The 19,665-nt window shown below is 62.1% G+C and carries 19 protein-coding genes; 5 read left to right on the plus strand and 14 right to left on the minus strand.

Translation table 11 applies throughout. The annotated features are described in order from the left end of the window. Nucleotides 1-323: 323 nt before the first annotated feature. The 4 genes from MKL11_RS04885 to MKL11_RS04895 form a co-directional block, all read right to left on the minus strand. On the minus strand, nt 324-716 hold the full coding sequence (locus MKL11_RS04885; protein ID WP_243940805.1) for a hypothetical protein: 393 nt from the start codon (nt 714-716) through the stop codon (nt 324-326). A gap of 79 nt (nt 717-795) precedes the next feature. Continuing rightward, on the minus strand, nt 796-1,353 hold the full coding sequence (locus MKL11_RS04890; RefSeq protein WP_243940807.1) for a hypothetical protein: 558 nt from the start codon (nt 1,351-1,353) through the stop codon (nt 796-798). 96 nt (nt 1,354-1,449) lie between these two features. Beyond that, nucleotides 1,450-1,584: a hypothetical protein gene (locus tag MKL11_RS33010; protein WP_279600275.1), complete on the minus strand. Its 135-nt coding sequence runs from the start codon at nt 1,582-1,584 to the stop codon at nt 1,450-1,452. Nucleotides 1,585-1,689: 105 nt separating this feature from the next. Beyond that, nucleotides 1,690-2,022, minus strand: a complete 333-nt coding sequence (locus MKL11_RS04895) for a hypothetical protein (protein WP_243940810.1) — start codon at nt 2,020-2,022, stop codon at nt 1,690-1,692. A 151-nt stretch (nt 2,023-2,173) separates the two neighbouring features. Here MKL11_RS04895 and zwf point away from each other — a divergent pair, with 151 nt between their 5' ends. Next, on the plus strand, nt 2,174-3,637 hold the full coding sequence (gene zwf / locus MKL11_RS04900) for a glucose-6-phosphate dehydrogenase (protein WP_243940812.1): 1,464 nt from the start codon (nt 2,174-2,176) through the stop codon (nt 3,635-3,637). A gap of 196 nt (nt 3,638-3,833) precedes the next feature. Here the strand turns inward: zwf and MKL11_RS04905 are convergent, their stop codons facing one another. The 3 genes from MKL11_RS04905 to MKL11_RS04915 all read right to left on the minus strand — a co-directional run bounded on the left by MKL11_RS04905 (nt 3,834) and on the right by MKL11_RS04915 (nt 6,092). Continuing rightward, nucleotides 3,834-4,202, minus strand: coding sequence for a DUF3768 domain-containing protein (locus tag MKL11_RS04905; RefSeq protein ID WP_243940814.1), 369 nt, complete (start codon nt 4,200-4,202; stop codon nt 3,834-3,836). A gap of 11 nt (nt 4,203-4,213) precedes the next feature. Continuing rightward, nucleotides 4,214-4,888, minus strand: coding sequence for a hypothetical protein (locus MKL11_RS04910; protein WP_243940816.1), 675 nt, complete (start codon nt 4,886-4,888; stop codon nt 4,214-4,216). Nucleotides 4,889-5,210: 322 nt separating this feature from the next. Further along, nucleotides 5,211-6,092, minus strand: coding sequence for a LysR family transcriptional regulator (locus tag MKL11_RS04915; protein ID WP_243940818.1), 882 nt, complete (start codon nt 6,090-6,092; stop codon nt 5,211-5,213). Between the two features lie 143 nt (nt 6,093-6,235). On the opposite strand from MKL11_RS04915, the gene MKL11_RS04920 reads away from it, so the two are divergent. The 4 genes from MKL11_RS04920 to MKL11_RS04935 all read left to right on the plus strand — a co-directional run bounded on the left by MKL11_RS04920 (nt 6,236) and on the right by MKL11_RS04935 (nt 10,558). Then, nucleotides 6,236-7,561 carry an MFS transporter gene (locus MKL11_RS04920; RefSeq protein ID WP_243940820.1) on the plus strand — a complete coding sequence of 442 codons (1,326 nt, stop codon included), beginning with the start codon at nt 6,236-6,238 and terminating at the stop codon, nt 7,559-7,561. 14 nt (nt 7,562-7,575) lie between these two features. Then, the gene (locus MKL11_RS04925) at nt 7,576-8,436 is read left to right on the plus strand and encodes an alpha/beta fold hydrolase (protein WP_243940822.1); all 861 of its coding nucleotides are present in this window, start codon (nt 7,576-7,578) and stop codon (nt 8,434-8,436) included. Nucleotides 8,437-8,508: 72 nt separating this feature from the next. Further along, entirely contained in the window at nt 8,509-9,240 is a 732-nt protein-coding gene (locus MKL11_RS04930) for a hypothetical protein (protein ID WP_243940824.1), read from the plus strand. Nucleotides 9,241-9,247: 7 nt separating this feature from the next. Next, on the plus strand, nt 9,248-10,558 hold the full coding sequence (locus tag MKL11_RS04935; protein ID WP_243940826.1) for an MFS transporter: 1,311 nt from the start codon (nt 9,248-9,250) through the stop codon (nt 10,556-10,558). A gap of 114 nt (nt 10,559-10,672) precedes the next feature. Here MKL11_RS04935 and MKL11_RS04940 read toward each other — a convergent pair whose 3' ends face one another. The 7 genes from MKL11_RS04940 to MKL11_RS04970 form a co-directional block, all read right to left on the minus strand. Next, nucleotides 10,673-11,734, minus strand: a complete 1,062-nt coding sequence (locus tag MKL11_RS04940; RefSeq protein WP_243940828.1) for a hypothetical protein — start codon at nt 11,732-11,734, stop codon at nt 10,673-10,675. A 568-nt stretch (nt 11,735-12,302) separates the two neighbouring features. After that, nucleotides 12,303-13,448, minus strand: coding sequence for an alpha-hydroxy acid oxidase (locus MKL11_RS04945; RefSeq protein WP_243940830.1), 1,146 nt, complete (start codon nt 13,446-13,448; stop codon nt 12,303-12,305). A 139-nt stretch (nt 13,449-13,587) separates the two neighbouring features. Next, complete coding sequence (gene aldA, locus MKL11_RS04950) at nt 13,588-15,066, minus strand: aldehyde dehydrogenase (RefSeq protein ID WP_243940832.1); 1,479 nt, start codon at nt 15,064-15,066, stop codon at nt 13,588-13,590. Between the two features lie 33 nt (nt 15,067-15,099). Next, nucleotides 15,100-15,732, minus strand: coding sequence for a hypothetical protein (locus tag MKL11_RS04955; protein ID WP_243940834.1), 633 nt, complete (start codon nt 15,730-15,732; stop codon nt 15,100-15,102). Between the two features lie 160 nt (nt 15,733-15,892). Continuing rightward, the gene (locus MKL11_RS04960; RefSeq protein ID WP_409565450.1) at nt 15,893-17,779 is read right to left on the minus strand and encodes a TRAP transporter large permease subunit; all 1,887 of its coding nucleotides are present in this window, start codon (nt 17,777-17,779) and stop codon (nt 15,893-15,895) included. Between the two features lie 2 nt (nt 17,780-17,781). Then, on the minus strand, nt 17,782-18,801 hold the full coding sequence (locus MKL11_RS04965) for a TRAP transporter substrate-binding protein (protein ID WP_243940836.1): 1,020 nt from the start codon (nt 18,799-18,801) through the stop codon (nt 17,782-17,784). Between the two features lie 116 nt (nt 18,802-18,917). Further along, the coding region (locus MKL11_RS04970) for an SAF domain-containing protein (RefSeq protein WP_243940838.1) at nt 18,918-19,665 on the minus strand (748 nt) is incomplete at its 5' end.

The raw sequence follows: 19,665 nt of genomic DNA on the forward strand, positions 1-19,665 counted from the left end.
CGCAAGCTGGCCGACGAGAACACGCCGGCGCGCGTGATGCACATGCCCGTGGCCTCATAGGTCCAGTCCGCGGTTCAAGACCAGGTCCGTCTGGTCCTAGGCGTAGTACCAGCTTCCAGGGCTGCTTCGCCTTCCAAGCGGGCATTCGAATAGGCGGGGCGGGAGGTCCGCAAAGGGTCAGTTCCGCCCGGTGCTGCTCATGCTGTTTGCCTGGTTAGAGCGCGATCACTGCAGCGCTATGCGAAGGCCCCTTACACGTCCGGTTGGTATCGCCTTTGATGCTCCGCGGGAACATCGCAACTACCATACAGGACAGGCGATCATCATGTCGCGAGATCGTATTCGGCGAGTTCAGGCAGCATCGCCTCGACGACGAAATCGACGAAAGCTGCCGGCACGTCCAGGTAGAACTCGCGATCAGAGTAGGCACCGACATGAGCTGGCAGCCCCCGCGCTGTGAACCACGAGGCCAGCCGGGCGAGGTCGGCTTCCGGTGTGTCACTGAGGAATGAGATCTGCGAGCGCTGCCGGTCAAAATCCCGGTGCCCAGTGTCGCTACGGCTGAGCTGAAGATCCACATTGGCCCCGGGCTGACGCAACCACACGGCCCGTTCGGTCCGCCGCAGCTCGACGAACCCCAACTGCCCGACGAACATGTCTACGACAGTCTGGAAATGACCCGGGTTCACCCGGTTGGCGACATGGTTGAACCGCAAGACTCAAAACTCCGTCTCGTCCCCGTAGACAACGGCATAAAGGACGGGTCTGAAACCGTCGACGAACCGATCGACGGAGTTAGGGCCGAGGTTCAGCCGTCCCGAGCAACCAACTTACCGCGTCGCCCCGGCCGAGCTTGGCCATACGCGTCACATCGATCATGACGAGATTCGAAGGTAGGCAACCATCAAAACCCTCGTTGACGCCTTCTCCAGCCCGGTTGAGCTGAACGGAGGCGCGTTTGAGGGCATCGAAGGGCTGGTTGAAGGGGTTAGGCAACTGCACCTGGGCGCCGACGCCTGAACCCCCTACCCACCCTCGCAAAAGCCCGTGCATCGCGTGCATCCCGTGCAGGGCCTGATCGACGCCGCTTTCGTCCCGCCGGCAGGGGTGACGGTGCGGTCTCATCGCGCGCCGGCACTGCCAGCAGATCGAGGATGTCGACCGCCAAAGCCGTCGCCAAGCGATCGAGCAGATCCAATCGGCACCGCTTGCCGGGCCGAACTGCGCCGCATCGGCCACGCCCTGCACGCCGCCAACCCGGGCGAGGACTTCGTCGCCCTGTCCGTCGAGATCGCGGAAACGGACCCGACACACGCGGGCTGGCGGGCAATGGTTCTCGAGATGGCTTGGCACGGGGTCGGAGGGCGCCCGTCGTGACCGGCCTACACCAGCCAGTTTAGCCCTTGGCGCCTGGCCTCTATCAGCCAGGTAGGACGCCGGTCTGATCCCTCACGCGAAGTGTGAAGGCAGGCTCGGCGCCTGGGCGTAGCTCATCAGCGCGAAAGCTCCGCCGATCAGCGTGGCAGCTATGGTGATGCGGTTCGTCCAGGTCATCGTCGGCTCTATCGGGTTCACGACTGTCATCGCCGTGTGATCCCGATGTATGCCCAAGATTTCCGGCCTGACGTGTTCCGGGACACCTATGGTGCGATTGATCCTCCGAGCTTTCCCAGAACCCCCAGTCCGCATTCAGATCGTCTCGTAGGCGAACAGGATCGCGATCATCGACAGGCTGGCCAACCCAAGGACGAAGCAGATGTCGGCACATCGCTCCAGACGGACCGCCAGCTCGTTCTCAGCCGTCAGGCGGATCGACAGGTAGGAAGTAACCGCACTGACTAGGAACAGGATTGCGGTCAGGGCGGCATACTCGTCGACGTGGCTCGGTCCGATCCGGGCTTCGAGGAGTTTCACCAGGCCGATCAGCGTGGTGCACACGCCGACCATCGTGCCCGCGTTCGGCAGGATGTGGCGCGATAGCCCGTCCCCTTCCGACCTTGATGCTCTTCGCCGTTCGATCATCCGGCCCGCTCCCGCGCCCGTGCGCAGGCTGCCTTCTACTGCACCCAGCGTTCTGCGCCTGCCGCCTGCATGCCCAGGCGATTTGGTGATTGGCACTCCTGTTGCTGACGGCCTGTCGCAAGGATCTTGACGTGCCTCGCGGAGCAGTGCTGTGAAGAAGCTACCTCCCGACGTCGGGCCAAAGCACCCGCAGGCCGTCGTCCTGTTCGGCGCCACCGGGGATCTCGCTCAACGCAAGCTGCTACCCGGCCTATTTCATTTGGTCAGCGCAGGCTTCATTCCGTCCTGTCGTATCATCGGTGTCTCCCTGGACGACCTTGATGCCGACGGCTTCCGGACCGCGGCACGCGGAGCTCTGGATCAGTTTGCCACGCGCCGCGTCGGTGACGAGGCTTGGGCGGCATTCTCAGAGATCCTTGATTACGTGCCGATCTCGGCGGGGCCAGCGGCGCTGCGCGAGGCGGTGGATCGGGCGCGGGATACGCTTGGGGTCGAGACCCGCCTCCTGCACTATCTCAGTGTGCCGCCGGCCGCAGCCCTCTCGGCGGTCAAGATGCTTTCGGACGCCGATCTCGCTGAGGGCTCGCGGGTCGTGATGGAGAAGCCGTTCGGAGTCGATCTGGAGAGCGCTGTCGATCTGAACGCGCGCCTGCACGCGGTGTTCGACGAGGCCCAGATCTTCCGTATCGACCACTTCCTCGGCAAGGAGCCGGCCCAGAACATCCTGGCGTTTCGCTTCGCCAATGGCTTGTTCGAACCGATCTGGAACCGCAACTTCATCGACCACGTACAGATCGACGTGCCGGAGACGCTGGGCCTGGGCAACCGCTCGGCCTTCTACGAGGCCACCGGAGCTTACCGTGACATGGTGGTGACCCACCTGTTCCAGATCTTGGGCTTCATGGCCATGGAAGCTCCGACGTCCCTTGAGCCAGCACCAATCTCCGAGGAAAAGAATAAGGTTTTCCGCTCGATGCTGCCCCTGGACCCGCGGGATGTGGTCCGGGGCCAGTACAGCGGCTACCGATCGGAGCCCGGCGTCGATCCGGAGTCCGACACCGAAACCTTGATTGCCCTCAAGTGCCAGATCGACAACTGGCGGTGGGCCGGCGTGCCGTTCTACCTGCGCACTGGTAAGCGGATGGCGGAGGGTCAGCGGATCATCTCGATCGCCTTCCGCGAGCCGCCTAAGAGCATGTTCCCGGCAAACTCCGGCGTCGGGGCGCAGGGGCCGGATCACCTCACCTTCGACCTCGCCGACGCCGCGAAGATGTCCCTGTCGTTCTACGGCAAGCGGCCGGGACCAGGGATGCAGCTCGACAAGCAGAGCCTGCAGTTCTCGATGCGCGACACCGGATTGGCCGGCGATGTCTTGGAGGCCTACGAGCGCTTGATCCTCGATGCAATGCGCGGTGATCGCACGCTGTTCACCACTGCGGAGGGTATCGAGCGCCTGTGGGAGGTCTCGGTCCCACTCCTTGAAGCTCCGCCGCCTGTACGGCTGTACGAGCCGGGTTCGTGGGGGCCGAAGTCGATCCACCAGCTCGTGGCGCCTTACGCGTGGCGCTTACCGTTTGAGCGGGCGTGGCGGGACACGGTCCCTGTCGATGGATGAGCGTCCGCATTACCCAACGCTCGGGACGGACCGTGAAGAGGCTGCCGCCGACGAGCGTGCAGGCCAGCCGAGGCCCTGGGGTCATCGTCTGGCAGCGGGGCCCTGTTACTCTGCCCCGCGGCTGCGGGCGTATGGCGTCACTGGCATGAGGCAGATCGCTTCGGGTCACCCGCGGCACCTTGCAGAGGGGGCCACGTCAGTACTCATCGGCGCGCATGATGGTCAGCACGCGGGTCGTCACCGCGGGGTCGGTTGGGTCCGGCGAATGACCGAGCTGTGCCCGGTCGTAGGCGTCGATCTTCCAGAAGAACCGCTCGCCCCCGACCTCGACCGCGCCGAAGTCGTGCTCGCCGTAAGGATCGTTTTCGGTGTCGAAGCGATCGAAGCGGCGCACGGCCAGCAACAGGGCGATGCGGTCGGCTTCGCGCAGATCGACCACCCCCGGGGTTTCAACGACCTGCCCTCCTGCGAAGCTGCGCCGGAAGGCATCGTTCAGGGTCCGCACCCGCGCGACGGGGTCAGCCGCCGCGGGGTTCGACCCAGCGTTATGGATCTGGGTGCTCATAGCAGCTCCCCTCAGGCCGCTTCGACCGCGGCGGTGTTTGGGTGCAACAGGGCCATGTGCTCGCGCCGGCGCACGAGGAGGGGCAGGTCTGGCCAGTCGCGCCAGCGCAGGGTGTAGATCCCGCCGGCCTTGGCCTCGATCACCTCGGCCTCGTACCAGCCGTCCTGCTCGCCTTCAGAGATCAGCACGAGGCTGCCGATTGCGACGCCGTTCCAGCTCCGCGGATATCGGGCTTCGCAGGTTGCGGTCACCGTGGCGGTTTGGTCGCCTACATCGCCCGTCGCCGTAGTTGGCCCCTGCGCAACGGTTTTGCCTGCCGCTGTTGACTGTGCCTCGGCAGGCCCAGCCAAGGCACTCAAGCGATCGTACACGCCCTTTTTGACGAAAGGCACGAAGGCCCGACCCGAGGCGAACACCCGGCCCTGGGGAAGCTCTGCCGCAAGGGTTCGATGCGCCTCGGTGTTGAGCGGGAGCGTCCGCATGTTCATCACCCCCGCTGCCTTCGTCGCGAGGGCGATATCGAGCTCGGTGAACCAGGAGGCGTGCGGTTTCCCGTCCTTATCGGCGCCGAAGAGGATCAGCGCAGGTGTAGGTTTGGCAGCCGAAGTTTCAGTGTTGGCTTCGGTGCCCTTCGCGGGGTCGGGATTCTGAGCCTGCTCCGGGGTTCTGGTGACGATCTCGATCATGGCAAATTCCTAAAATGCGAAAGGGGCCCCGGATGGGACCCCTTGCTTGGTGTGGATAGGTGGGTGAGGCTCGATGCAGACCGTGACCGCTGCTGGCGATGTGGTCGCTTTCGTGTGGTTGGCGGTCGAATCATCATGGCCTCGGGCTCGGGCAATTACTCATTGCCTGAGCAACTCAATATAGGTATTTGATCCTAATGTCAAGTCGAAGTTTGTTCAAAGCTTTTTAGAAGCTTTCAATAATGGCAGTTTTTGGTTCTCAAATTTATTATGCGTATTACATACTTTTATGTAAGACCAGTCTTGCTTTGATGAAAATGATTCAGTCAAAAAGTCTAAAAAAAAATTGAACTTTCAGAGTCCGATGGCGATCTCGATGGGTGAAAACTTGCACATCATGATCAAATCCAAATGGTGACGCTTGATAGTCTGGCAACATGCCGACAAGCCGACCCGCTTTAATATCGTCTGCAATCGTCCAGGCCGGTAGTAGGACGATGCCCAGACCGGACAAAGCAGCCTCACGAAGAACATCACCATAATCCGCTTGCAGATTGCCACTGACGCGGATTTCGATAAGCTCGTGATTTCGAAGAAAGCGCCAGATCGGCTGGCTTTCCTGCGAGCGGAACGTAAGGCAGTTGTGGTGGCTGAGTTCGCTAGGGATAGTTGGTGTGCCGAAGCGGTCGACATAGGTCAGACTAGCACACACAACGCGAGGACTGGCAACGAGCTTCCGCGTTAGCAACGTAGCACCTGTCATCGGCCCAAAGCCAATGGCAACGTCAATATTCTCACCGGAAAAATCAACTTGACCATCGGACAACCGAAGATCGATTTTAAGTTCGCAATGACGCTCTAGGAATGCCGGCAATAATGGGGCGATATGACGGATCCCCAGTGATACCCGCGTCTGCACCCTCAAGATACCTCGAGGCGTCGTTTGAAGCCGCGACATCTCTGTACTAAGGTCAGCGATGTCATTTAAAATGACGTCGACTTTCATTGCGTAGATCTCGCCCGCCTCCGTCAGCGTCATTCGTCGGCTCGACCGATTGAAAAGGCGAGCGCCGACTTTGTCCTCCAATGCGTTGATCGCACGAAGGACAGTCGCGGGCGACAAGCCGAGCTGTCGTCCCGCCGCGGAAAACGTTCCTGCCTGCACCACGCGTACGAACGTGTGCATCGCTTCCAAGGTATCCATCTTCCGTGCCCAGGCCGATCGTTTCAATCTGTGAAAAGGTCGTTTGCACATTGAAGTCGTTGTGCGCAATCTGAAAAACTGTTGAATGTGTCCAACGATCGTGAGGGCATCAGCGCTCGCTGGACAAAACTAGGAAACACGCGGTGGACGGAGACTTATCGGCGGATGCAGGTGTTCGGGACGGCACCGAAGTCTCCGCGATGCGGAAAGTTTTGCTGCGCATCATCCCGTTTGCCGTGGTTGGCATGTTCATCTCCTACATCGACCGCGTGAACGTCGGCTTCGCTGCGCTAGAGATGAACCGAGACCTCGGTTTCAGCGCCACGGTTTTTGGCTGGGGCGTCAGCGCATTCTTTGTTACACTTTGCTTGTGCGAAGTCCCAAGCAATATAATGATGAAAAGGTTCGGCGCTCGCATTTGGATTGCGCGCATCATGATCACTTGGGGCATCATTTCCGGCGCCATGGCCTTCATCACCGGCGTTAAAAGCTTCGTGTTCGTCAGACTTCTACTCGGCGCGGCGGAAGCTGGGTTTTTTCCCGGCATCATCCTTTTCTTGACACTGTGGTTTCCTAAAGAGTACCGCGCAAAGGCCATGGCTTTCTTCGTGATGGCACTTCCGGTCTCGAACTTCATCGGCTCGCCGATCTCCGGCGCATTGCTCGAAACCGAAGGTTGGTTGGGTCTGCATGGTTGGCAATGGCTGTTCCTGATCGAGGCGGCCCCAGCGGTGGTTCTCGGCATCTTCACGCTCTTCTGGTTGCCGAGCACACCGAAAGAGGCGGCGTGGCTGACCGACCAGGAGCGCGACTGGTTGTCCGAGCGCCTCGATTCAGAGCGTGAGCAGCCGGCGCACGTCTCCGTGATGGGTGCATGGCGGATCATGTTCGATCCCCGCATCCTCGCCCTAGCGCTGATCTACTCTGGAAGCGTCGGCTGCTCGTATGCCATGAGCTATTGGCAACCGCAGATGATCAGGGCGCTCGGGCTGACCAACTTTCAAACCGGTTTCGTCAACGCGATCCCCTTCGGTTTTGCAGCTGTCGCCATGGTTCTTGGGGCTCGGCACTCTGATAGGCGACAGGAGCGGTTGTGGCACACCGCGCTTCCGTTCTTCGTCTGTGCTCTGGGACTCGCAGCCTGCGTCGGCTTGACGACGCTGGTGCCGACTGTCTGTGCACTCACCGTGGCCGTGGTCGGCAGCTACGCCGTTAAGGCGCCGTTGTTCGCCCTCACGGCCGAGTCGCTATCGGAACAAGCCTCCCCTGTCGGGATCGCTCAGGTTTGCGCGATCGGCAATATCGCAGGCTTAGTTTGCCCCCTCCTGATCGGCTGGGCGAAGGATGCCTCGGGCAGCTTCTCGATCGGCCTGCTCCCGATGGTCGCCCTCGCGTTGATCGCAGCCGCGACGACGATCGTCATAGGCCGCTCGACGGTCGTGTCGTCTTCGCGACCCCGCCTCACATAAATGGAAAGCGTTCGATGATGCGCGCTTCGGCGACTACATCCCTGTCGCAGACGGTCGAGCTGGCCGACGGGTCCATGCACTATCTCGTCGACGACTTCACCGACCCCTGGGTCGATCCGGACACCGTGGTGCTGATGCACGGCATCGCGGAGGAGGCAGCGATCTGGCGAGCGTGGGTTCCCCATCTCGCACGCACCTACCGGGTCATCCGGGTCGACCTTCGCGGATTCGGCGCGTCTTCACCGTTGCCTGAAGATCGGCCGTTCAATTTGGCCGACTGGGCCGACGACATCGAGCAGCTGATCGCCTCGCTCGGTTCGTCTCGCGTGCACATCGTCGGAACGAAGCTCGGCTCCCTCGTCGCTTTTGCCCTCGCGCAGCGCGGTCTACCAACGATCAAGTCGATGACACTCGCGGGCGTTCTTGCATCGCCGAGCGGATCGCTGGCGCGCTGGGTCGAAGCGTGGATAGACCTTGTCGAGCAGGGCGGCGTCGAAGCTTGGGCACGCGCGACTATGCCGGGGCGCATGGGAGACAATCTGTCACCCGACGCGATCGAGTGGTGGACCAAGACGATGGGTTCGGCTCCCGCCTCGACGGTGATCCGTTGCTTCCGCCTTCTTCCCGGCATCCCCGAGCCGCCGAACCCGGAAGGCGTCCGCTGTCCGACCCTGTTCCTCGCCGCCGGAGGTGAGGCATTCGTGTCTGGATCGTTCGATCAAAGGCCCGATCTGTCGGCGATCGAGAATCTACGGCAGCGCGTCGCCAATGGCCGGCTCGAATGCGTCACCGCCAGCTCCTACCACATCGCGGCGACGCATCCCGACCAATGCGCGATCAGAGCACGAGACTTCCTCGACAGAGTATCAAGTTAATCCGTCGCGCGATCGGCATCGGTGCCTCTCATCATCGAATCCGGCGAACGTCGAAAATTGGATAGAGCAAGCATGATCGGCTGGCGCGCACGTCTGGGAATCTTGGTTCCACCCGGCAATCCGACCCTCGAAGCCGAGCTGTCCACCGTAGCGGTTCCAGGCGTGTCCCTGCATTACACTCGAATGAATGCGACCGGTGAAACCGGCAGCCTGGCTGGGCAGGAAGAGCGCAACCGCGAGCAGATCGCTGGCCTCGAGGGGAATGTCGAACTCCTATCCATGGTCAAGCCGCGTGTCGTCGCCCTCGCCCATACGGCGACAAGCTACACGTTGGGTCAGGCGGATGAAGCTGCCTTGATCGCACGCATCGAACTGCGATTCGGTCTTCACTTCGTCACTGCCTTCGGCAGCATCGTTTCAGGGCTGCACCATCTCGGGTTTCGCAGGATCGCTTTCGGGACACCCTACGCCATGGAGGCGACGCTTCGCGGCAAGGCGCTGCTCGAAGAGCACGGGTTCGCCGTCGTCAGCCATGCTAATCTTCCGGGCGTACGCAATATCTACGACGAGACGGCGGAACGCGCCTACACCCTCGGCCGCATGGTCGATCACGCAGAGGCGGAGGCCGTGGTGATCAGCGGCGTCGGCATGCCAACGCTGGCGATGATTGCCGCATTGGAGCGCGACATCGGAAAGCCCGTGATCTCCGCGACCTCGGCCACGATCTGGAACGCGCTGCGCACCGCCGACGTGCGCGAGGGTCTGCCGAACCTAGGCACTCTACTGGCGGCTGGGATCACCTGATACCGAGATGCCTCAATACGAGCCGCGAGCGTCCACACCAGAGCAAACACCGATCCCAAGCCGTGTCGCTACAGCGGGCTGGTATGGCCGGCTTGAGCCGGTCGAGCGTCGGACCTTCTGGGCATGCTTTGCCGGCTTCGGCCTCGACTCGATGGACAACAGTATCTACGCGCTGGTGATCCCGGCACTCATCGCCACCCTCGGTATCACGCGGCCGGAAGCGGGCTATCTCGCGACGGCGGCCCTGGCGGGGGCAGCCTTGGGGGGGTGGTTCGCGGGCATCGCAGCGGACCGTTTCGGACGCATCAGGATTTTACAATTTACGATCCTATGGGTAGCCCTGTTTACGTTCCTCTCCGCCTTTTCAACCGGCTTTGCACCTCTGTTCGCCCTTCGATTCTTGCAGGGCATGGGCTATGGCGGCGAAGCTGCGGTCGGCGCGACCCTTATTAGTGAAGTTGTGCGGCCTGAGCTACGCGGCCGTGTGGCATCGGCCGTTAGCAGTGGCTACGCCGTCGGGTACGGCGCCTCGGTCGCGCTGTTCCCGGTGATCTCATCGCTGTTTGCGCCTGAGCTCGGGTGGCGCGTGTTCTTCGCGATCGGGCTCGTCCCGGCAGTCGCGGTGTTTTTCATTCGGCGTCTGGTGCCGGAGTCGAGCCTCTTCGCCGAGGCGGCGGCGACGCGTTCGATTCATGATCGCCGAGCGTTCTGGGACATTTTCGCTGACGGACATCTTCGGCGGACGCTGCCTGCGGCGATCATATCCACAGGCATATTTGGTGGCAACTACGTCATGATTATTTGGCTGCCGACCTATTTGCGGACGGCTCTGAATTTCTCAGTCGCTACCAGTGCAGGCTACCTCGCTGCCAACATCGCAGGCTCGCTGTTCGGTCCTTTGTTTTACGGCGAGCTTTCAGACAGGCTCGGCCGGCGGCCTACCTTTGTCATCTTTCTCGTTTTACAAGCGTTGAACGTCGGCATTTTTGTGTTGGCCGCACCGGGACTGTGGCTACTGATCGTTCTAAGTTTTGCGCTTGGCGCCTGCCAGAACGCTCTCGCGTCCGGCATGACGCCGACTTTTGCGGAACTGTTTGAGACGAGCACGCGCGCGAATGCACAGGGATTCTGTTTGGGCGGCGGCAGGGGCTTCGGCTCTGTGATGCCCGCCACCGTCGGGCTGATCGCCGCCACGCAGCCGCTCGGGATCTCGATGGGAAGTTGCGCCGGGAGCGCCTACTTCCTCGCTTTCCTTGCGCTGCTGGCGTTGCCGGAGACGAAGCAAATCGACTTGGCCATCGTCGATCAAAATACTTAAACATATATCCGCATATTCGGAAGATGGCCCTTCTTTAAGTAGCTATATTCTGAATGTCTCGATTTATTATATAACCTAATACTTAGAAATTATTTTTATACGCAGAATAATTTTTTATTTAATAGTCGAGCGTTCACAAACGTCATGAGCTGGGCACTGCCGTTGATGACAGCCAACCCGATCGTCGATGCGATTACCGTTGCAGATGTCCCAGCCAGCCTCCGCGCAAAAGCCCCACAGCGCCGCTTGAACAAAACGCGGGAAAATCGCCGGGAAGTCAGGATTGTAGGCCCGGGCATCGATCCTGCAGGCCAAGCCCTCGATGATCTTCGCGCAACCACCCGGCGCAGTACAGGCCGGCCCAAAGGCGTGTTCGGCGTTGAAACGCGCTAAGGTGCCGGTCCGACGCAGGAAATTATGGACGAGGGAGTCGACGGCGATCATCCATGATCCGGTCGTTACCCAGCGTTCCCGGTTCGGGTCGGCACCGAGCAGGAGGTCGGCCAGCATCATCGCCCAGAGTTTCGGTCCGATGCCGTAGACTTCCCGGAGGGGATTGAGAACGGCCTCTCGCATGAGCGGACCACGCTCGGGGGCCCCCGGATCGGGATCGGCCTCGGCGAGCCGTGTATCGATCCAGCCGACGAGGTCACCGCCGCAAACATCGCGAATGAAGAGGGCAAGGCTGTAGGCGGCCTGATTTAGCGATCCCTTCCTCAGCCTCGGTAATGGTAAGGGGCAGGCGCTGATGTGATCCGGTGCAGCGCAAGTCTGGTCGACCCTGCGATAGCCGCAACCTTCGAAATGCCAATAACTCGCAAGGCGCGAGCACTTCTGGGGTACCGACAAGGCCGCCTCGATCTCGGCTTTGGTTACCCTGCCATGCTGCTCGGCGTAGCGCAATGCGATCTGGTCGGAGATGCCCTGGAGCGGCACGAGGCTCATCATCCAGTCAAAGATCGGAGCGCTGTCGTAAGTCGCGACCGCTTGCGAAACGCCGTTTGCTGTTTGATGGTCCTCTAGGTGGTTTAGAAAAGTGGCCGGAGCGAGGGCAAGCGCAGGTTCAACCACGCGATAAAGATGACCCCATGGATCCGTGCTAAATTGATTTGCATCTCTATAAATTAGCTTCATGCCGGCGACTTTATCAATTGCCGCAATAAGCCTGTCAAACAACTTCTAATTTATAGTCGTTTTTGCCGGCGCAATGGCCGATCGGAAACTTGAATCAAATTCTGGCAGGCGATCACCGCGAAAGTTTTTGATGGCAGGCGGTGCGGTGCCGAATGACCGGTTATGGCCGAAAGCTGCCCGTCCGCTTCGAAGAAGGCGGCCCGAAAAGCGGATGGTCCTGTAGCAGCCCCGTCTAGTCGTCCAAATTCTATGACGCCATGCCCATTAGTGGAAAAAGAACCAAGAATTATATTAAATTTAATTCCGAAGTTTCCCTCGGCGGAGGGGCGTTGCTCTTCTTATGCCAAAATTGATCGCAGGATTGAGCATTTATAACGCAGTATTCAGAGCCACGGCAGCCGATTGTGGCCCGTTTGCACTTTTCGAGTGGTTCATGATCACGGCTCTCAAGGTATATATTTACGAAAAATGCCAATAAATACACAGATGCCCGCTCAAAGCTGCGGAATTTAGCAATATTCTAATTTTCTATGTTTACCTTATTGATCTTATGCTAGTCCATAATTAAATCAAAGGTTTTTCCAAACATTACCGCTCGATATTGAATTGCTCAACGGAATCTTAAATTATTGCGGTTCAACTGATCAATTGATGTGCATCCCATCAGCCTCATATCGCGCTCGATCTCGATCTTCATCAGTTCCAATGCCCGTTCCACGCCGGCTTGGCCGGCGGCGGCTAGCGGAAAAAGGTAGTACCGGCCGACCCCGACCGCTTTTGCGCCGAGCGCCAGAGCCTTGAGGACGTGGGTGCCGCGCTGCACGCCGCCGTCCATGATCACGTCGATCCGGTCACCGACCGCATCGACGATCTCCGCAAGCTGGTCGAAAGCCGCCCGCGAGCCATCGAGTTGCCGGCCGCCATGGTTGGATAGGACGATACCGGTGCACCCGATCTCAACGGCGCGCTTCGCGTCCTCAACAGACATTACACCCTTCAGGCAGAACTGCCCATTCCAAGCCTGCACCATCTCGGCAACGTCGTCCCAGGCCAAGGCCGGATCGAGCATCTCCGTGAAGTAGCGGCTGATCGAGAGGGCCCCACCGCCCATGTCAACGTGGTTGTCGAGTTGCGGCAGCTTGAAGGACTCGTGAGTGATGTAATCGAACGCCCAAGCGGGCTTCATTGCGAACTGCGCCATTCCGGCCAGCGTCAGATGGAATGGGATGGCGAAGCCGGTGCGCTTGTCGCGCTCCCGGTTGCCGCCGGTGATGCTGTCGACGGTCAGCATCATGACCTCGACGCCCGCAGCCTTGGCCCGGGCCATCATCTCGCGATTCAGGCCGCGATCCTTGTGGAAGTAGAACTGATAAACCTGCGGGCCACTGCTGATCCGCCGTGCCTCCTCGAGGCTAACGGTGCCCAGCGATGAGACGCCGAACATCGTTCCGTACCGAGCTGCTGCCGCGGCGACCGCACGCTCCCCCTGATGGTGGAACAGCCGCTGCAGGGCGGTGGGCGAACAATAGACCGGCATTGCCAGCTTCTGGCCCATCACGGTCACGGACATGTCGATGTCGCGCACGCCTCGCAGCACGTTGGGAACGAGGTCGCAGGTTTCGAAGGATGAGGTATTGCGCCGGTAGGTTGTTTCGTCGTCCGCTGCACCGTCGATGTAGTCGAAGATCGGCCTAGGCAGCCGGCGCTTTGCCAAGCGCCGAAAGTCGTGGAAATTAAAGCAGTTCTGGACGCGCATTTCGTCATTCCGCAGCGGCAGCGCGACAGAGCGGAGCCCCGGGCGGTCCGTCATATGCCGGGTACCGGCGACTAGATCCAGTCGGCCCGGCGCCGCGGGGCAAAGCCCGTGATGCCGGCGCCGGACTCGTCGTACGAGCTTACCGGCCCTGAATGTAGACCACATGGGTCTCGGTGAACTCGTAGAGGCCATGCTTGCCGTCGGCGCCGCCGATGCCGGACTTGCGACGGCCGGCGTGGAAGCCTTGCATCGCCTCGAAATGCTCGCGATTGATGTAGGTCTCGCCAAACTTCAATTCGCGACTGACTTGGAGCGCAGCGTTGAGATCGTTGGTGAAGATCGACGAGGTCAGCCCGTACTCGGAGTCGTTGGCAAGGGTGATGGCCTCGTCAAGGCCGTCCACCACCTGTACCGGCAGGACCGGCCCGAAGGTCTCGCTGCGCATGATGTCGTGGTCGGCGCCCACGCCTGCGATTAAGGTCGGCTCGTAGTGGAAGCCCGACGACCGATCGGCGATCCGCCCGCCGGTGATGACCGTGCCACCCTGCTCCCGGGCGAGGTCGACGGCCCGGGCGACCTTGTCGAGGCCAATCTTATTCACCAGCGGCCCCATGTGCAGGTCGGTCTCGTGGGACGGGTCGCCGTAGCGTGTAGCCTCGAACAGACCCTTCAGCTTGTCGATGAACGCGTCGTGGACCGCACGCTCGACGTAGACCCGCTCGGCACAGTTGCAGACCTGCCCGGTGTTGATGACGCGGGAATCGTAGATCGCCTTGGCGGCGAGATCGAGGTCGGCGTTGGCGAGCACGATCGCCGGAGCCTTGCCCCCAAGTTCGAGGTTCACCCGGGTGAGGTTGCGGCCGGCAGTCTGCATGATCCGCGAGCCGGTGGCGACGCTCCCGGTGAAGGTCACGAGGTCGACGCTGCGGTGCTCGACCATAGCTTGGCCCGCGGCGACGCCCCGGCCGCCGATAATGTTCACGACGCCAGCAGGCAGGTCCGTCTCGGCCAGCAATTCGGCGAAGACGAAGGCGTTGATCGGCGTCTCCTCGCTCGGCTTGATGACGATGGTGTTACCGGTGATCAGCGCCGGGGCGAGCTTGCGGGCGATCAGAAAGAATGGGAAGTTCCAGGGCAGGATGCCGGCGACTACCCCCATCGGCTTGCGCAGCAGGAAGATCGTCTCGTTCTGCCGGTCGCTGGTGATGACCTCGCCTTCGAGCCGGCGGGCCCACTCGGCCATGTAGTCGATGTAGCTCGCGGTGAAGTCGATCTCGACTTCGGCGAGCGGCCGGACTTTACCTTGCTCCCGGACGATGATGTCGGCGAGTTCCACCCGGTGCTCGCGCACCTTAGCCGAGATCTGCCGCAGGTAGCCGGCGCGCTCGATGGGCGGGCGCTTCTCCCAGGCAGACTGGGCTCGGCGAGCGGCTATTACAGCGGCGTCCACGGTGTCGGCGCCGCTCTCCGGAACGCGCCCCAGGAGGCGGCCGTCGGCGGGGTTCGTCACTTCGATGTAATCGCCGCCATCGACGAACTGGCCGTCGATGTAGTTGCGGTAGTCGACGGGCCCCTCGTGAAGGCGGTCCGCGATAGGTCGGGTCGCGCGTGAATTCATGGCAGTCCTGCGTCGTGGGGGGATGGGGATGGGTCAGTGCTGCCCCTGGTCAGGAGCGATCAGGCCGTCGTTCCAGACGAACGAAGCCCCGGTCTTCACCTGCTCGGCTGTGAGGGTTGGGAAGCAGATGTCGGCGAGCTTGCCGTCGTAGCGGACGTAATCGACCATCGAGTTCAGGGTGTGCGTCCCCTCCACGGGGAAGAAGCTCGTGGGCTCTGCGTAGTCGTAGACCATCAGGAACTGGCCCGTGGTCTTGGTGCCGTCGGGCATCGCGACGCCGGGGGGGCAGGCGCTCCAAGTGTGGGGAACGCCCTCGGGGATATCTACGAGGCAGCCGTGTGGGATCACGTAGACCTCACCGTTCAGCTCCACGAGGCCGACGCCGCCGGTCACAAGGATGCGCTCGGCCAGGAGCCGCCGGTCCTCGTCGCGTTCAGCCATTGTGACATGGACGTGCCGAGGTAGGCGCAGTTCGTGGTTGAAGGGGATGAAGCCGAGCTGCCCGCGCTGTGTCGAAGGCGTGGCGAGGGCGCCGCCGGGATAGAGCTCGTGCATTGTCAGCGGGATGGTCTTGAATGGGGTCTTCACATTGGCGCCGGTGCCGTGGGTGATCCGGCAGCCGTTACGTAGCGCGAAGCCGATTGGTGCGATGTCGGCGGTGGACATGGAATGATCCCTTGGTGACTACATGAAGGTCATGAGTGTCCGGAGTGCCGAACCCTCCGGCGAGTACAAGGCAGCGCCCAGCGCTCCGGGAATCGGGCGACACAGGGGCTTGGCACCCGGACCCCACCGAAGACCTCGGTCCTTCGGAGACCCAGGATTTTCAGAGAAAGACTGTCGAGATCCACGGCACGGCGGCGATGATGATCGTCCCGATCAGGAGGGCGAGCATGTAGCCGACGATGGGCCGCATCCCCGCGTCGGGATGAATCCGGCTCACGGCACAAGCAGCGTAGTAGCCGACGCCGAAGGGCGGGGCGAACAGGCCGATGCCCATGGAGAGGATCACCACCATCGCGTAGTGGACCTCGTTGACCCCCACCTGCTTGGCGATGGGGAACAGCAGCGGCCCGAACAGCACGATGGCCGGTATGCCCTCTAGGACGCTGCCGAGGATCACGAAGGCGACGATGGTGACGGCCAGGAAGGTCGGGATGCCGCCGGGCAACCCCGTCATGAAGGTCGCCAGAGAAGCCGAGAAGCCCGATTGCGTCAGCGACCACGCCATGCCAGTCGCCGCGCCGATAATGAGCAGGATCGCCCCCGATAGGGCCGCTGTCGTCACCAGCATTGGGTAGAGGCGCCGCCAGTCGAACTGTCGGTAGATTAACAGGCCCGTTACGAAAGAGTAGGCGATGCCGATGGTCGACACCTCAGTGGCTGTGGCGATGCCCTCCACCACCGCAAAGCGGATCACGAAGGGCAGCGCTAGCGCCGGGATTGCCACGACGAAGGCCCGGCCGATCACTGCCCGGGACGGGCGCTTGATGTGGCTGAGGTCCTCGCCCCGGTAGCGCCACCAGACGAGGGCGCACAGGATGAGGCCGAGGACCAGACCCGGCAGGAGACCGCCGGTGAACAGGGCGGTGATCGACACGCCCGTCACCGAGCCGATGGTGATTAGCACGATCGAGGGCGGAATCGTCTCGGTCTGCGCGCCTGTGGCGGCGAGCAAGGCCACGAGGTCGCCTTCCTTGACGCCCCGCGCCTTCATTTCCGGGAACAGGACTGGGGCAACGGCGGCCATGTCGGCGGCCTTCGAGCCCGAGATTCCTGAGACGAGGTACATCGCGCCGACTAACACGTAGTGCAGGCCGCCGCGCACATGTCCCAAGAGGCTAGCTAGGAAACCGACCATGGCCTTGGCCATGCCGGTCATCTCAATTAGCAGGCCAAGGAACACGAAGAGCGGCACGGCGAGCAGGATGAGGTGGCTCATCCCTTCGTCCATGCGCCCCACCACCACCATCGAAGGGGTGCTCGTCGTGAGCACGATGTAAGCAAAGGTGGCAAGCCCAAAGGCGAAGGCGATTGGCACGGCGCCGAGCACCATCAGCCCGACCAGGCCGACGAAAAAGATCACGAGGTTGAGGTTGCCAAGCGGCTGGAGCACCGGGGCCAGGGTCACGAACAGGGCGATCGTCGCCCCCACCACCGCGACCGCCCCGAGGATATGACGGAGGTCCCCCACGGCGGCGAGCCGCAGGGAGGCTACGAGCCCCATCAGTCCGAGGCCGATCGGCAGGGCGGCCGCCCGCCACGCGTTCGACAGCTCGAGTGCCGGGGTCGTGACGAAGGATTCCTCCACCGCGAACTCGTAGGCTGGGTGCCAGACCACCACGAGGAAGGCCAGCGGCGCCACGATCGCGATGACGTCAAAGAAGGCCCGAAGGCCGGGTGACATCATCGCCACCACCGCCGTCATGCGCATGTGCTCGTCCCGCTGGAAGGCGAGGACAGAGCCGAGTATGGCGAGCCATAGGAACAGGATGCTCGCGAGTTCGTCGGACCAGATCAGCGGCGATTCGAAGACGTAGCGGCTGAGGACGCCGACCAGTAGCACGATGATCTCGGCCACGAGGATGAGGGCGGCTGGGATCTCGACCATCGGCTTGAGGAGGGCGCCGGCTTTGAGCGCCCACCGGCGCCGAGGACCGAGGCCGGCGGGGACGGCGAGCGTCCCCGCATCAAGGTGCGTCGCGTGGGCCATGCTCAGTCGAGCCCCCCAGCGGAGGCCTTGTTCAGGAGGCCCCAGGCCTCGTCGCCGAACTTGCGCTTCCACTCGTCGTAGAAGCCGGCCTTGCGCAGCTGGTCGCGGAAGGGCGCCTGATCGGGCTTGTTGAATACCAGCCCCTTGGCGGTCAGGTCCCCCTGGAGTGAGGAATTGAGCGCCTCGGTGTCGGCGCGCTCGGCGAGGCCCGCCGCGTTTATGTTCTTGGCGACGATATCCTTAACGTCGGCCGGCAGCCGCTCCCATGCTCGGCGGTTGCCCAAGAACCAGTACCCATCCCACATGTGGCTCGTGAGGGAGCAGTACTTCTGCACCTCGTAGAGTTTGGCGGTGGAGATCAGCGCCAGGGGGTTTTCCTGGCCGTCCGTTACCTTGGTCTGGAGGGCGGAATAAGTCTCGGCGAAGGATATGGTGGTGGGCGACGCGCCGAGCGCCTTGAACATCGAGGTCGAGATCGCGCTCGCCAGCACGCGCATCTTGAAGTTGCCGAGGTCGGCCGGGGTGTTGATCGGCCGGTTCGAAGTGGTGATCTGACGAAAGCCGTTGTCCCAAATCTTGTCCATGGCGATCAGGCCACTCTTGGCAATCTGGGCGCGCACATAGGCGCCCAGTTCCCCGTCCATCGCCCGCCACACTGCCGGGTAGTCAGCGAAGGCGAAGCCGACGCCGCTGATCGAGGCACTGGGGATCAAGGTCGAGAGAATGAGCGGAGAGAGGACGAAGAACTCCACCGCCCCGGACCGCAGCTGGCCGAGCACATCCTGGTCGCCGCCGAGCTGGTTGTTCGGGAAGACCTTAAGTTCGAACCTGCCGTTGGTCTCGGCCAGGATCTTCTGCGAGGCTTCCTGCGCGCGGACGTTGATCGGGTGCGTCGCCGGGGCGTTGTTGGCGAACTTATAAGTAAATTCAGGCGCTTGGGCCCAGGCTCGGGTCACGAAGGGGCTCGCCACCGCCGTCGAGGCGAGGGCCGTCTTGAGCAGGATGCGTCGCGAAAGGATCATACGGCGTGTCTCCCAAAAAGCGGCCTAATCTCGCGGCAAGTCGGGCCAGGGGCTTTTCGCCCTCTAGGAACCTGGACCCGTGCTACGGTGTGGCTCTGTTGTCGTGGTGGCAAAGTTTACGCGCGCTCAAGGCCCTTCTCCGCGCGGAAGATCGATTCCATCTCCTGCCGGAAGGCGATTGCCTGGTTGGCGCCGTCGTAGCTGACGTTCGACCAGCGGACTGGCTGGCCGGCGGCCACCGAGTTCTTCAGCTTGAGGCCGTGGGCGAGGCCGATCGGTACGGCGCCGACTTGCAGGGACGTCTCAGCCGGCACGACCTTGCCGTAGACCGTGTAGCCGCCCTCGCCGTCGAGAATCTCGCCCTCCTTTAAGGCCCGCTTGGAGACGGCAATGACGTCGCCGCGCCAGTCGTTCGTCGAGCCGGTGGGCTCGCCCCGCGTGGCGATGCTCGCCACGGAAGTGCCCAGTTCGAGCCCGATTAGGTGGTAGGGCTTGTACATCGCGGCGTAGCGGCCGGACTCGTCGGTCTGCAGGCCGTACTGGTTGAAGCAGTTCTTCACGTACTGCGTTGGCGCCTCGAACACCGCGTAGACGCCCCAGCGCAGGTCCCGGAACACTGGGCGCCCGTCGCGCTCGATGGACGAGACCACCTCCACGGTGCCCTTCTTGGGCAGGATGCCTCCGTCCGAGACCGGCCGGAGCACGCTCGGCAGGTCGTCCACGCCGCAGGCCGGGAAGGCGAGGCCGTCGTCCGGCGGGCTGAGGTCGCAGCCGTTGGCCACCGCCGCCATCTCCAGGGCGGACTTGGTGCCGTCGAGGAAGGAATTGAACATCTGCGGGTTGAAGTCGCCGCCGGCGACCTGC

Source organism: Methylobacterium sp. J-077 (genome assembly GCF_022829365.1).
In the GTDB taxonomy this organism is placed as follows: Bacteria; Pseudomonadota; Alphaproteobacteria; order Rhizobiales; family Beijerinckiaceae; genus Methylobacterium.

What these genes read in the sequence shown, in the direction of transcription:
- MKL11_RS04915 (WP_243940818.1), bottom strand. Translation starts at nt 6,092, where the DNA reads ATGGATACCTTGGAAGCGATGCACACGTTCGTACGCGTGGTGCAGGCA.
- MKL11_RS04955 (WP_243940834.1), bottom strand. Translation starts at nt 15,732, where the DNA reads ATGTCCACCGCCGACATCGCACCAATCGGCTTCGCGCTACGTAACGGC.
- MKL11_RS04905 (WP_243940814.1), bottom strand. Translation starts at nt 4,202, where the DNA reads ATGAGCACCCAGATCCATAACGCTGGGTCGAACCCCGCGGCGGCTGAC.
- MKL11_RS04930 (WP_243940824.1), top strand. Translation starts at nt 8,509, where the DNA reads ATGATCGGCTGGCGCGCACGTCTGGGAATCTTGGTTCCACCCGGCAAT.
- MKL11_RS04925 (WP_243940822.1), top strand. Translation starts at nt 7,576, where the DNA reads ATGATGCGCGCTTCGGCGACTACATCCCTGTCGCAGACGGTCGAGCTG.
- MKL11_RS04965 (WP_243940836.1), bottom strand. Translation starts at nt 18,801, where the DNA reads ATGATCCTTTCGCGACGCATCCTGCTCAAGACGGCCCTCGCCTCGACG.
- MKL11_RS04910 (WP_243940816.1), bottom strand. Translation starts at nt 4,888, where the DNA reads ATGATCGAGATCGTCACCAGAACCCCGGAGCAGGCTCAGAATCCCGAC.
- MKL11_RS33010 (WP_279600275.1), bottom strand. Translation starts at nt 1,584, where the DNA reads ATGACAGTCGTGAACCCGATAGAGCCGACGATGACCTGGACGAACCGC.
- MKL11_RS04945 (WP_243940830.1), bottom strand. Translation starts at nt 13,448, where the DNA reads ATGCGCGTCCAGAACTGCTTTAATTTCCACGACTTTCGGCGCTTGGCA.
- aldA (WP_243940832.1), bottom strand. Translation starts at nt 15,066, where the DNA reads ATGAATTCACGCGCGACCCGACCTATCGCGGACCGCCTTCACGAGGGG.
- MKL11_RS04895 (WP_243940810.1), bottom strand. Translation starts at nt 2,022, where the DNA reads ATGATCGAACGGCGAAGAGCATCAAGGTCGGAAGGGGACGGGCTATCG.
- MKL11_RS04960 (WP_409565450.1), bottom strand. Translation starts at nt 17,779, where the DNA reads ATGGCCCACGCGACGCACCTTGATGCGGGGACGCTCGCCGTCCCCGCC.
- MKL11_RS04935 (WP_243940826.1), top strand. Translation starts at nt 9,248, where the DNA reads ATGCCTCAATACGAGCCGCGAGCGTCCACACCAGAGCAAACACCGATC.